At 34.9% G+C, this 12,851-nt stretch carries 13 protein-coding genes; 2 read left to right on the top strand and 11 right to left on the bottom strand.

Features of this window, described 5'->3' with window-relative positions; translation table 11 throughout:
* From AC1DKZ_RS08970 to AC1DKZ_RS08955, 4 genes are all read right to left on the bottom strand, one after another.
* Positions 1-678, bottom strand: coding sequence for a response regulator transcription factor (locus tag AC1DKZ_RS08970; protein ID WP_000781971.1), 678 nt, complete (start codon positions 676-678; stop codon positions 1-3).
* A 235-nt stretch (positions 679-913) separates the two neighbouring features.
* On the bottom strand, positions 914-1,753 hold the full coding sequence (locus AC1DKZ_RS08965; protein WP_000747487.1) for a YitT family protein: 840 nt from the start codon (positions 1,751-1,753) through the stop codon (positions 914-916).
* A gap of 350 nt (positions 1,754-2,103) precedes the next feature.
* Entirely contained in the window at positions 2,104-2,373 is a 270-nt protein-coding gene (locus AC1DKZ_RS08960; RefSeq protein ID WP_002128109.1) for a 2TM domain-containing protein, read from the bottom strand.
* A gap of 215 nt (positions 2,374-2,588) precedes the next feature.
* Entirely contained in the window at positions 2,589-3,230 is a 642-nt protein-coding gene (locus AC1DKZ_RS08955) for a hypothetical protein (protein ID WP_476996030.1), read from the bottom strand.
* A gap of 312 nt (positions 3,231-3,542) precedes the next feature.
* On the opposite strand from AC1DKZ_RS08955, the gene AC1DKZ_RS08950 reads away from it, so the two are divergent.
* Together AC1DKZ_RS08950 and AC1DKZ_RS08945 are read left to right on the top strand one after the other, a co-directional pair.
* Entirely contained in the window at positions 3,543-4,574 is a 1,032-nt protein-coding gene (locus AC1DKZ_RS08950; RefSeq protein ID WP_404449638.1) for a S66 family peptidase, read from the top strand.
* A 357-nt stretch (positions 4,575-4,931) separates the two neighbouring features.
* Positions 4,932-5,768, top strand: coding sequence for a lysostaphin resistance A-like protein (locus tag AC1DKZ_RS08945; RefSeq protein ID WP_476996029.1), 837 nt, complete (start codon positions 4,932-4,934; stop codon positions 5,766-5,768).
* Between the two features lie 118 nt (positions 5,769-5,886).
* On the opposite strand, the gene AC1DKZ_RS08940 is transcribed toward AC1DKZ_RS08945, so the two are convergent.
* The 7 genes from AC1DKZ_RS08940 to AC1DKZ_RS08910 form a co-directional block, all read right to left on the bottom strand.
* Positions 5,887-6,264 carry a hotdog family protein gene (locus AC1DKZ_RS08940; RefSeq protein WP_476996028.1) on the bottom strand — a complete coding sequence of 126 codons (378 nt, stop codon included), beginning with the start codon at positions 6,262-6,264 and terminating at the stop codon, positions 5,887-5,889.
* An 86-nt stretch (positions 6,265-6,350) separates the two neighbouring features.
* Positions 6,351-7,598 carry a DUF1015 domain-containing protein gene (locus AC1DKZ_RS08935; RefSeq protein ID WP_476996027.1) on the bottom strand — a complete coding sequence of 416 codons (1,248 nt, stop codon included), beginning with the start codon at positions 7,596-7,598 and terminating at the stop codon, positions 6,351-6,353.
* 13 nt (positions 7,599-7,611) lie between these two features.
* Positions 7,612-8,784, bottom strand: a complete 1,173-nt coding sequence (locus AC1DKZ_RS08930; RefSeq protein WP_476996026.1) for a 3-phosphoglycerate dehydrogenase family protein — start codon at positions 8,782-8,784, stop codon at positions 7,612-7,614.
* 12 nt (positions 8,785-8,796) lie between these two features.
* Positions 8,797-9,879: a 3-phosphoserine/phosphohydroxythreonine transaminase gene (gene serC, locus AC1DKZ_RS08925; RefSeq protein WP_476996025.1), complete on the bottom strand. Its 1,083-nt coding sequence runs from the start codon at positions 9,877-9,879 to the stop codon at positions 8,797-8,799.
* A 209-nt stretch (positions 9,880-10,088) separates the two neighbouring features.
* Positions 10,089-10,280, bottom strand: coding sequence for a DUF378 domain-containing protein (locus AC1DKZ_RS08920; protein ID WP_002084566.1), 192 nt, complete (start codon positions 10,278-10,280; stop codon positions 10,089-10,091).
* Positions 10,281-10,368: 88 nt separating this feature from the next.
* Positions 10,369-11,436, bottom strand: a complete 1,068-nt coding sequence (locus AC1DKZ_RS08915; protein WP_447619150.1) for a glycoside hydrolase family 113 — start codon at positions 11,434-11,436, stop codon at positions 10,369-10,371.
* A 402-nt stretch (positions 11,437-11,838) separates the two neighbouring features.
* Positions 11,839-12,726, bottom strand: coding sequence for a CPBP family glutamic-type intramembrane protease (locus tag AC1DKZ_RS08910; RefSeq protein ID WP_476996024.1), 888 nt, complete (start codon positions 12,724-12,726; stop codon positions 11,839-11,841).
* Between the last annotated feature and the right edge of the window lie 125 nt (positions 12,727-12,851).

The raw sequence follows: 12,851 nt of genomic DNA, 5'->3' as shown, positions 1-12,851 counted from the left end.
TTATTTCAACTCCAACTTATAACCGAGTCCGCGTACTGTCGTAATTTGAAAATCATCTGTTCGTTTTGAAAAACGATCTCTCAGTCGCTTCACATGAACGTCAACTGTTCGTTCATCTCCTTCAAAATCCATTCCCCATACTAATTCAATTAATTCTTCTCTTGAAAAGGTTCTTCCCGGATAACTAGCAAGTTGTGATAATAATTCAAATTCCTTTAATGGAAGCAAAATCGTCTGACCGTTACACTTCACTTCAAACCCTTTTCGATCAATAGTCGTTCCGTGTAATGTAATAATATCAGCACTAAGCATTTGATAACGGCGCAATAAAGCTTTCATACGGAAAATTACTTCAGCTGGTTCAAATGGTTTTACAATATAATCGTCCGTACCAGAAATGAATCCTTTTTCTTTATCGACTAGCTGATCTTTTGCAGTTAATAAAATAACAGGTATATCATGATACTTCCGGATTTCTTCGCATAACGTATAGCCATCAACAAACGGCATCATAATGTCTACTATCGCAAGATGAATATTTTCTTTCTCTAAAACGCCTTGCGCTACCTTTCCGTCTTCCGCTTCAAAAACTTTAAAGCCCTCTTTTTGTAAATGGTAATGCAATAACTCTCTAATATGTTTATCATCATCAGCTAATAAAATATGTATCATCTTCATTAAACCCTCTCTTGTTCATCCTTCTACATTCTTACATTAAGAAACAATTGTACTTTTTGCAAGAAAAAGAAAAACAAACTGCTATTAGTTTTTTTGAATAAGAGTTGATACATAATACGCTACAAGCCAACATTTTAAGATAAATAAAAAGAATCTATTTTGAAAAAAATTATTCAAAATAGATTCTTTCGTTTTAGTATTAAGATTATTTTAATAAAAACAATTTCTACTCTTACTAAGCTTTAGAAATATCAACAAATCCTTCTCCGAACACATCACGAACATCGTGTATAGCGATGAACGCAGCCGGATCCGTAGTTTGAACAATCCGTTTTAGCTTCACTACTTCTTGCTTATTAATAACAATATAAAGAATTTCCTTCGGCGTTTTCGTGTAATAGCCATGACCTGAGTACACAGTAACCCCTCTGCCCATTAAGGTAGTTACCTTCCCGGCAATTTCATTCGGGTTATCAGAAATAATCGTAATAGCCTTTTTCGGATTTAAACCTTCAATTACAAATTCCATCACTTTCGTTGCTACATATAGCATAATAATTGTTATCATCAGTTTTTCTGCACCAATGATGAAATAAGATGAAAACGCAACGATTAAATCGAAGAACAGTAGACCGTAGCTAATGCTCCACCCTAAATACTTATGCGTCATCCTTGCTAAGATGGTAGTACCTGCTGTTGTTCCGCCAACGCGAATAATAAGACCAATCCCGCACCCGATAAATATTCCTCCGAAAATGGCATTTACGAGCATTTCATCTGAAGCAATCGTCCAGCCTTCTGTCAAATGAAGAAATAGCGAGTTCGTAACTACAGCAATAATCGTATAAATTGTTGTGATCTTGTTTAAAAATTTATAACCAGCTATTAACAATATTGCATTTAAGATTAAGTTGACTAAGCCTGGTGACCACTCAAATAAATAGTACGTAATAATCGTGATACCTGTTACCCCGCCCTCACCAAACTCGTTCGGGATAACAAACAAATTGACACCTAACGCAAAAAGAAATGCACCAATAATAATAAAAATAATGTCTGTCGTTCTTTTTTTCATACAGTACCTCACTTCTTATGTAAATATTTATTCTGCCATAAACTCTCACCATTATATCGTGGAATATTCAAATCGAACAGTGGTTTATTTTTATTTTAATATAGGATGATAAAACAACTTTATCCTATATCCACATGTAATTTAAAAAGTAAAACAACTGTATTTATTATGTACTACAAGTAAAGTTTTGATTTCACATGCAATTCACGCTAAAAAATGAATATGAACACTTACTCGCACAAACTTCGAATAAAAAACAAATAGGCGAAGCTATAGAATAGACTTCGCATCAAGCGTGTGAGCACAGAGATTTATATAAATTTTTATATTCATACATTACAGAAATAAATTTACTTATCTTTCTCCATATATTCTTTAATCTTTCGTTCTTCCCACTCTTTTCCGAATATCCCAAATGGAAAAGTTGTCAAACCGTGTATAACGATACCGATCCCCCAACCTCCAAGTGGATATAAAAACCATAATTTGCTTGAATCAGAGCTTATATTTATAAAAAAAAGCATTAAGTTAACTAGTATATAGACCGTTAAATGAATGTAAAACGCTTTTAAATTCTCCATCCTTTTTTTAGCTCGTAAATAAACCTCATCTCGCTCCATCCTTAAACACCTCTTTCATTATTGTATTTTTTAAACTCGCTCCGATTTAAACATCATATTCTAATCGAAAATCCCTTATTCTCAAAAAAACACAAAATAAAAAATACCCATCAAATTGTCATACACATGATAATTTGATGGGTACTGCATGATACATTTAGTTTTTACATTTATTGTTTGGAGTAAATTGCAAATAACGACTTATACTCGCCTTATTAAGACCAGATCCATACATCCTCATTATTTTCAACGTTGCTCTTTACTTCATGAACTTTTTCGATATGATCCGTTGTGTTGTAGTTAATAGAAATTCCGCCCCAGCCTACATACTTCATATCAATTTTCACTTTCTCACCCATATTAAATACTTGTCCCTTCGTTAAGAAAACATCAATAATAGCTTTCTTTCCATTTACTGATGGATACTGAACAATGACATATTTAGTGGAATCGTCTCCCTCATCGTTCATCGTTCCTACTTTTGATACTTCCCCAATCACATAATCAGGAGAACCGTCTTCTTTCATGTGCATACCTAATTTATTTGACGTATTTTCAACTGTATTTGCAATCATATATTCCGTAAAATTACGTATCATAGATCCAGTAGCTTTTACTTCATCCCCTACTTTCACATTTGAAAATGAATCAATATACACACTAACAGGTTCCTCATATTGCTTAGATTTTACGACAATTACACCGTTATCCACTTCTACTACTCGCCCTTCTAACGTCGAGAAATTTGATTCAATAGAAGCGGCACTCGCTTTTGATAGTTCTAATCCTGGTAAATTCGTTCCTGATAATGCTGCGATCCCTAAAGCACCTGCTAAAATTATTTTTTTCATACCCATATGTAACCTCTCCATTCATGATGATTATATTTTTTTGATTGGATACGACCAACCTGTAACTATTATAGTTACAGGTTATAAAAAATAGCAACCACCTTTCGCATGCAATGTTGCATACTGTAATTTTTAAATATAAAGTTTGATAAAAAGATTTATTGTATCTCATTCATATATTCAACAATAGTGTTGGGTTCATAAATAACAGCAGGTGTATTTGTTAATGGTGGCGAAATTAAATGTCATGTACTATGTTCTTCAACTCTACGGTTTGTATAGTCGTAGTTAATTACATTATGTAGGAGCCGAATTAATATGTTAATGAAACCAAAAAGATTACAGCCAGGAGATATTGTGGCGACAGTAAGTTCTTCATGGGGAGGTGCTGGTGATTCTAAGCTAAGATGGCGATATGAGCAAGGAGTAAAAAGATTAGAAGACGTCTTCGGTCTTAAGGTTGTCCCAATGCCAAATAGTTTAAAAGGTAGCGAATACCTTTACAACAACCCTGAGGCTCGTGCAGAAGATTTAATGACAGCATTTAAAGATACTCGTATTAAAGGAATTATTACGAATATCGGTGGAGAAGATAGCATCCGTTTACTTCCTTATATAGATTTTAATGTTATACGCGAAAATCCGAAAATCTTTATGGGCTACTCTGACGATACCGTTTCACATTTGTTTTGTCATAAAGCAGGAATTCCCTCTTTTTACGGTCCAGCAATCTTAACTGATTTTGCCGAAAATGTGGAGATGGATCCATATACAATTGAAATGGTGAATCGAACTCTCTTTTCAAATGAGAATATTGGCGAGATTCAACCAGCTCATGAATGGACGAGTGAGCGTTTAGAATGGATAGAGGCGAATAAGGATCAACGGCGTACGATGCAGCAAAACAATGGATATGAGCTACTTCAAGGCTCTACTACTGTACAAGGGCGTTTAATTGGTGGTTGTATGGAAGTACTGGAATTTGCAAAAGGAACGGAACTTTGGCCTAAGAAAAAACATTGGGAGAATAGTATCCTTTTCTTTGAAACTTCTGAAGACCATCCAGAACCAAGTTATATAAAGTATTGGTTACGAAATTATGCAGCGCAAGGCATTCTACAAAAAGCAAAAGGCATCATTTTTGGTAAACCAAAAGACGAAAAGTATTATGAAGAATATAAACACGAAATACTGAAAGTTATGAAAGAACATAACTTAGAAGATTTGCCGATTCTTTATAATTTAAATTTTGGCCATACCGAACCGAAGTTTATTTTGCCTTACGGCGCGATGGCAGAAATTGATTGTGAAAATGAGTCTTTCTCTATTTTAGAAAGTGGTGTGGAATAAAGTGAAAATTTAAATAAGCGTGGGGTTCCCTCCCCCATCTCAATCAAGCTTAGAGTGTTAAGAAATTATAAATGTTAGGTGTTCTAGAACATGAGGACACCTATGTCTTTGTAATTATTGAATAATCAGTTGCAGTTCGTTACGAATCACCAAAAAAAATAAATTATCCTTTCCTAATAATTCTACAGAAAGGATAGCTTATTTTTTTGCTTTATAGGTTGTATAAAACCTTAGCTTGATATCGATGTAGCGTGACCCAAAATAGCCGATAACCTACACTAAACAAAATACCAAAATATCCCTTTAAACTGATATAATGAAATGTAGAATACTATATAAAACTACAGGAGGCTATTAATGGATAAACTTTTTGATCATATGAAAACAAGGTTCATTTTAATGTGGGCTATTATCTCGTTTGTAATAATGATGTTTATTTTACCTTTATTATTCAAAGAAATTCCTAAAGATGTAAACTTAAATATCGCTCTTATTATTTCAATTTATGCTATCCCTATGTTTTGGATTGGTTTTAAGTTTAAAAGATATAATATCTCGTTTAAAACTTACTTGTCAAAACCATCTTCCTTTTCTTTTAGAACAGTTTTTGCATCAGCAATTATGACTATGCTTTTTGGATTAGGTATGTTATTGCTAATCGTGATGGTATTTTCATTACTACCAACGGACACTTCGTTAGAGGATACAAACGAAATAGCTAAAACAAAAAGCATGTGGTTTGTTTTAATGAAAGCCATAACTCTTTCTTTCATCGCTCCTATCTGTGAAGAAATTTTGTTCAGAGGCTTTATTCTTAGTCGTTTTACGTATAAATTTGGAATAAAAAAGGCAGTTATATTCTCTTCCGTCTGCTTCGGTATTTTACATTTAAATAATGTATTTGGAACCACACTATTTGGGATTATTTCTTGTTTAATGTACTTGAAAACTAAAAGTTTATTCCCTTCTATAATAGCTCACATGGTTAATAATATAATTGTAGCTTCGAGAGATATCTTTTCTGCTTTACAGTCTACAAGCACACCTTCAGCACAACCTGATTTAACTATCATTCTTTTAATATCTATTGTGCTAATAACAATTGGATTAATGTGGATTATCCCTTTTATTAAAAGACATTCAGAACTATTAAGATATAATAGTTTACCACCATTGAAGCACACCACAACTTAATTAAAATTGTTACTATGTGAAGGATTTTTCATTTTGGGTTAATCTGTTTTCTTAGGTTGATGGACAAGGGACCATCAACCACTTTATATCCTTTTCATTCACCCCCTCTGCCTAACCATTAAAGAATTATCCCAGAAAAACTCCCCTTCATAACTTCCTTTTCAAGTTGATTCCTACATGTAAACATCGCAATAATTTTTGTGCGATGTTTTTCATCAGGTTCAAATTTTTCAATGGTTACGTCACAACGAATCGTATCACCGCTAAAAACAGGACGTAAAAATTCAAAATCCATTTTGCGCGCTAGTACGTTATAATCACCGCCAATTTTTGTAGGCAACGTTGATGTTAAAAGTCCTTGTACAACAAATTTCCCTTGTTCATCTGGTGTAACATGGTGGATCCCCTCATCCTTAGATACTTCTGTAAATAAAACAACATCTTCTTTTGTAAAAGTTCGTTCGAAGGTGATTTTTTCGCCTACTTGTAATTTCATCGATACCCCTCCTCAAAAACACTTTTAAAATAAGAAAAACCGAAATTAAAAATCATTTCGGTTTTCAAAACTGTAGAAGTCTATATTTACTTTAGCGAATGAACAAACAACCCACTGCGCAGTTTCGGTTCAAACCACGTTGATTTTGGCGGCATAACTTCCCCTGCGTCTGCGATTGATAATAAAGCTTCCATTGATGTCGGATATAACGCGAATGCTGCTTTGTATTCACCGCTATTCACAAGACGTTCTAGTTCTTCTAATCCGCGGATTCCGCCGACGAAATCAATGCGTGAATCTGAGCGTGGATCATGTATTTCAAGCACCTGACTTACTAAATGATCTTGTAAAATAGATACATCTAAACGTCTGACAAGATCGTTCGCATCAAACGTTTCCTCTTTCACAGTGAGCTTATACCACTTCTCGTTTACATACATTCCAAATGATTTTGGCTCATTTGGTTTATACGGTGAAACCCCTGCTTCTTCCACATAAAAATATTGCGCAACTTGCTTTAAAAATTGCTCTACTGATAAGCCATTTAAATCTTTCACAACCCGGTTATAGTCCCAAATTGATAATTCATCATGAGGGAATAAGACAGATAAAAAGAAATTAAATTCCTCTTCTCCTGTGTAATTCGGATATTGTTCTCTTCGCATTAGCCCTACTTTTGCAGCTGATGCAGAGCGGTGATGTCCATCTGCAATGTAAAGACTAGGAATATCTTCAAATGCGTTTACTAAATTTGCAATTACTTCTTCATCTGCAATCTTCCACGCAACATGCTCCACACCATCTTCTGCTGTAAATTTATAGATTGGCGCATGTTCTTCTTTCCAGCTTGCAATGAAACGTTTCACTTCTTCTTTTGTACGATACGTTAAAAAGATTGGCCCCGTATTTGCGTCACACACATCTACGTGGCGAATACGATCAAGTTCTTTTTCATGACGCGTTCTTTCATGTTTTTTAATTGTATCATCTTCATACTCGTCAATCGATGTACAAACGACAAGGCCTGACTGCGTTCTTCCTTGCATCGTCAGTTCATAAATGTAAAGTGCTGGCTCCTCATCTTGAACGAACACTTCTTCTTGTATAAATTGCTTTAAATTTTCACCCGCTTTTTCATATACGCGATCATCGTACGGTGAAAGTGCCGGGTCTAAATCAATTTCTGCTTTATCAACGTGTAAGAAAGAATATGGATTCCCTTTTACAACTTCTCTTGCCTCTTCACTATTTAATACGTCATACGGTAAAGCTGCTACTTGTGCTGCTTTACCTTCTACTGGACGAATAGCACGAAACGGTCGGATTTTTGCCAAGTTTCTCTCTCCTTTACACAATCATTCGAACGGCTACAACACCTGTGATTTTACTTATATTTTCCACAATATTCTCTTTCATTATATCATCAATTCCGTTATCAATATCAATCATTGTGTACGCCCAAGAATGTTTACTACGATTAATCATATCCGCAATATTAATATGATGTTCTGCTAAGCATCCTGTAATTTGTCCTACCATGTTCGGAACGTTTTGATGCATAATTGTAATTCGTTTTTTTCCAATGTACGGAAGCTCTACGTTTGGATAGTTTACTGAATTACGAATATTACCTGTCTCTAAATATTCACGTAATTGACGTGCAGCCATTACTGCACAATTTTCTTCAGATTCAGACGTAGATGCACCGAGGTGAGGCGTTGCTGTTACATTTTTCATCTTTATAACATTTTCATTCGGGAAATCTGTTACGTAATGTGTAATAATATCTTCTTCTAACGCTTTTTGAAGAGCATTTTCATCTACAAGTTCTCCTCTTGAGAAATTGAATAGACGCATTCCTTTTTTCATCGTCTCTATAGCGTGTTCACCAACAATCCCCTTCGTTTGATTCGTAAGTGGAATATGCAGTGTAATATAATCACAAGTTGCAAAAATTTCATCTAAGCTAAACGCTCTTTGTACTTGCGTAGAAAGACGCCATGCTGTTTCAACAGATATATACGGATCGTATCCGACAACGTCCATCCCTAAAGCTAACGCATCGTTCGCAACTAAAGCACCGATTGCGCCAAGACCGATAACACCTAAACGTTTCCCTGCAATTTCTGACCCAACGAATTGCTTCTTCCCAGTTTCAACAAGCTGTGGTACTTCTTCTCCATCCAACTCTTTCGTCCAGCTCACTCCGTTTATAATATTACGGGAAGACATAATAAGGCTTGCGATAATAAGTTCCTTCACTGCATTCGCATTAGCCCCTGGCGTATTAAATACTACAATCCCTTTTTCCGTACAACGCTCAACAGGAATATTATTTACACCGGCACCGGCTCTTGCAATTGCCTTTAAATCTTCTGAAAACTCTTCTTGATGTAAAGAATAGCTGCGAAGTAAAATACCATCTGGATGACCTACTTTGTCTCCAATTTCATAGCGATTCCCATCAAAAATTTGCAAACCCTTTTCGGCAATTTGATTTAACGTCTGAACACGAAACATATCCCCATCTCCCTATCTATTTTCAAGCTCAAATTCCTTCATATAGTCTACTAATTCTTGTACACCTTGGGTTGGCATCGCATTGTAAACACTAGCGCGCATACCGCCGACTGAACGATGTCCCTTTAGCATAACGAAACCGCGCTCTTTCGATTTTTGTAAAAACTGATTGTTAAGCTCCTCTGACGGTGTTGTAAACGGAATATTCATAAGTGACCGATACGTGGGATCAACTGGTGAAGTAAACAATTTAGATTCATCTAAAAAATTGTAAAGAAGTGAAGATTTCATTCTATTTTGTTCTTCAATCGCAGATACCCCGCCTTGTTCTTTCAACCACTCTAGTACAAGTTTTGCTACATAAATACTAAAGGTTGGCGGTGTATTATATAGGGAGTTATTTTTACTGTAAGTTTCATAGTTTAACATCGTAGGACAAGCACTATTTGCACTGCCAATTAAATCTCTTTTTATAATTACAATCGTTAAACCCGCTGGCCCTAAATTCTTTTGCGCACCCGCATATATGAGACCAAACTTCGTAACATCATATTGTTCTGATAAAATATTTGAGGACATATCCGCAACGAGCGGCACTCTTTCTAAATGTGGAATATCCACATATTTTGTCCCCTCAATTGTATTGTTCGTTGTAATATGTACATAATCTAGTTCTTCATCATTTGGTAAATCATCCATTTTAGGAATCGTAGTAAACTTCTCTTTTTCAGAAGAAGCAATCACTTGTACTTCTCCTACTTTTCCGGCTTCTTGCAGCGCCTTTTTAGACCATGAACCTGTCAGTACGTACCCAGCTTTTTTATACGTACTCATTAAATTTAACGGTATCATAGAAAATTGTAATGACGCACCGCCCTGTAAAAATAAAACTTCATACTCATCAGGAATGTTCATTAATTCACGAAGTAAGCTACTTGCTTCATCAATAATACTTTGGAAATAAGAAGATCTATGGCTCATTTCCATAACAGACATGCCTGTCCCGTTATAATTTACAAGCTCCTTTTGCACTTTCTCTAAAACTGGCAAAGGGAGTATAGATGGTCCTGCTGAAAAATTATACACTCTCTCCATCACCCAGATAACCTCCCTATTTCTCTTTTTTATTATTTTTTAAACTTTCTGAATTATAACCTATATACTATACACGGTCAATTTGTTTTCCGTTATTACGGTGCAAGACGCAATGGAATCGCTTGCATGTGCACCCTGCTTTTTATAAACATACAAAAAAGTGTTAAGTACATAATCGTACTTAACACTCTAGTAATTAAGTATAATAGCTACTTACTCGTAAAGAACCGATCGAAAATTTGATAAATAGCTGAAAGACCAAAGAGCCAATAAATAGTATCCACAAGCGCCGGCATAGAACCAAACCATTTCTCAACTACATTATAATCTAACGCCACAAACAACCAATTCAAACCGCCAAGAATCACCAAAATTACTGTAAGGTATGACAAAAATTTCATTATGATTGCCCCCTAGGTGATAAGATGGTGAAAGGCCTTTCACTAAAATATATGTAATGGATTCTAAAACTTACCTATTTTATAAAATTTATTTTCGATACCAGCCATTAATAACTGTCTCTGCTTCTTTACTATGTATTTGATATGAATGATTACTATCATTAGATCCGATAAACCAAATTGAAAAACCTTTAAAATATGGCTTCGCTTCTAATACATCTCGGTAAGCACGCCACCCGTTAAGTTGTACATCTTTTGAAAACACATTCGTAACATCTGGGTTCCACGGGCTTTGTAATCCAAGTTCGCGTGCTGGAACGTTAAATCCACCAAAATAAACTGGCTTTCCTGTTGTTTTATGTAATGTCTCAAGTTGCTGAACGACATTTTGGCCACGATTGTATACTGTCGTCGCAAATAAGCTTTGTTTTACTTCTTCGTATGATGGATTTCTTTTTCCTGAAACTTCAAACCAACTATCAATACTTACAATGTCCACCTTTTTTAAATACGGACGATTTATTTTCTCTTCAAATTTCGCCTCAAAAGAAGGATCCCAACTTGCAGTTAACCACCAATTCATTTGATACAAAACATTTCCTTTATACTGCTGGCGAACAAAATTAATCGTATCATTCCAATATCCTTCTGCGTATTCCATATTAACGAAATTAGAAGCGATTTTCAGCCCATAAATATTGTACTTACTTGTAATAGAATTAAAAATATCTTGTAAAACAACCGTTTTCCAATTCCAGAAGAAATCGTTAATATTACTAGGGTTCCACTCTGTTTCTCCAATATTTCCTTGCTGAATAAACGGAAACGGCTCCAATATAACTTGTATATTACGCTTTAATAATTCTTGAATTAAAATAATAGCTTGTTTCTTTTGCGCCTGATTAATTACCATATTAGCCGAATTTACATCCGAAATATCTACTTGAATAGGTACATTCACCGTGTTTAAATTCAAGCGCTCTACATCTGCTAACACTTTCGCTACATTGCCTACTTCCCATACCGTTACGTTTCCTGATTTTATTTTTCCAGATTGAACAGTATTTACATCCGCCTGTATATTTCCCTGGAAACAAAAAGAAAACAACATGATACACACTCCTAAAATACTTACTAAACTCTTACTTTTCTTCACAAGTTTCCTCCTATAATTTTTGACATACTTGCTTATTCTATACAATGTTTCACATATATTCCACAAGAATATTAATGAAATTTCATCAATAAAAATGCTATTCACCCTTTATCCATACCTTATTCATACTAACCTCCTAAAAATAGTAAGGTAAATAAAAAAGGAGCGTATTTCCGCTCCTTTTTTATCTTTTCACGATTGAAGTTATTGAATTTTTTCTGATAATCTAACCACATCTATCTTTTCGTATAAATAAATTTTTATACTCATAAATGTATCAAAAAATTTTTATCTATATTCGCTTTTTGTTTGTATTACTTTTACATTTACTTCATTCGTATTACTTTCATATCTTTGAATATTCATGATTACACCTCCATTATATTTGTATATAACATCCGCCTAATTATGATATTTGGTAAAATTCACTATTCGAGACGTAATTATTGCAGTAATTAAGATAATAATAGCGGTTATCAAGCCAGATTCTCCAATCCAAATCTCAGTTTGATATCCTGTACTTGCACGTGTGAAAGGTCCTTGAATAATGGCATTCCAAGTAGCATGGATGATAACCGAAGGCCAAATGCTACCTGTGATAAGTCGTAAATAAGCTGTAATATAACCGAATGGCACAATACAAAGATAGATACCAAGTACTGAAAGAACGACAGATGGTCCCGCTACATATAGGCCAGCAATAACAATTGGAACATGCCACGTTGCCCAAATCAATCCACTAATAAGGATGGGCCGTGAAAACTCTGCATCGACTAGCCTTGTGAGCATATAACCTCGCCAACCCATTTCTTCTCCCAAAGCTGGGATTAAGCCAAGCAAACTTCCGAAAATGCCGCTCAATACTACTAGATAAATGAAACTGAATGGTGCCGTTACATACTGAAGCCCAAGTATATTGTAGATTGGTTCTAACATACCACCTTCGGGATGCTGAAACCCCGCAATTCCGCTCAACCAGGCGATAGAATAAGTAATTCCACAAATAATCATAGGTATTAGCAGAGCAAAACCAATCCCCTTCCATTTCTTTAAGTTACCGAGACTAAAAGATACATCTTTAAACCCTTCTTTCAGTATTATGCGAGTCAAAATAGAAGAAAATGCTGGGGTAAACATATATACCACAATAAGCGGCATACTTTTCGTAATTATTACTACTACATTTAGGATAATAGAAGTAATGATTAAGATACTCAGAAAGAGTTGAAGTCCTATTTTAGCACGTTGGATTTTATCTTTATTGTGGAACGATTTTGCGTGTAATATCATTGTAATCCGCCCTTCCCCTTTAATTCACTTGTTTATCGAATTTACTTCTTTTCATTTCCACAGACACAACTTAGAATAAAAATATTTTGGCACACAGATTAATTCATCTTTAAAATCCCTCCCAA

The organism is Bacillus sp. 05T21, assembly GCF_056396785.1.
This window is presented reverse-complemented; position numbering and strand designations above follow the sequence as displayed.

Coding starts and splice junctions, on each gene's coding strand:
- AC1DKZ_RS08930 (WP_476996026.1), bottom strand. CDS start 8,784: ATGTTTCGTGTTCAGACGTTAAATCAAATTGCCGAAAAGGGTTTGCAA.
- AC1DKZ_RS08945 (WP_476996029.1), top strand. CDS start 4,932: ATGGATAAACTTTTTGATCATATGAAAACAAGGTTCATTTTAATGTGG.
- AC1DKZ_RS08950 (WP_404449638.1), top strand. CDS start 3,543: ATGTTAATGAAACCAAAAAGATTACAGCCAGGAGATATTGTGGCGACA.
- serC (WP_476996025.1), bottom strand. CDS start 9,879: ATGGAGAGAGTGTATAATTTTTCAGCAGGACCATCTATACTCCCTTTG.
- AC1DKZ_RS08970 (WP_000781971.1), bottom strand. CDS start 678: ATGAAGATGATACATATTTTATTAGCTGATGATGATAAACATATTAGA.
- AC1DKZ_RS08960 (WP_002128109.1), bottom strand. CDS start 2,373: ATGGAGCGAGATGAGGTTTATTTACGAGCTAAAAAAAGGATGGAGAAT.
- AC1DKZ_RS08955 (WP_476996030.1), bottom strand. CDS start 3,230: ATGGGTATGAAAAAAATAATTTTAGCAGGTGCTTTAGGGATCGCAGCA.
- AC1DKZ_RS08940 (WP_476996028.1), bottom strand. CDS start 6,264: ATGAAATTACAAGTAGGCGAAAAAATCACCTTCGAACGAACTTTTACA.
- AC1DKZ_RS08920 (WP_002084566.1), bottom strand. CDS start 10,280: ATGAAATTTTTGTCATACCTTACAGTAATTTTGGTGATTCTTGGCGGT.
- AC1DKZ_RS08910 (WP_476996024.1), bottom strand. CDS start 12,726: ATGATATTACACGCAAAATCGTTCCACAATAAAGATAAAATCCAACGT.
- AC1DKZ_RS08965 (WP_000747487.1), bottom strand. CDS start 1,753: ATGAAAAAAAGAACGACAGACATTATTTTTATTATTATTGGTGCATTT.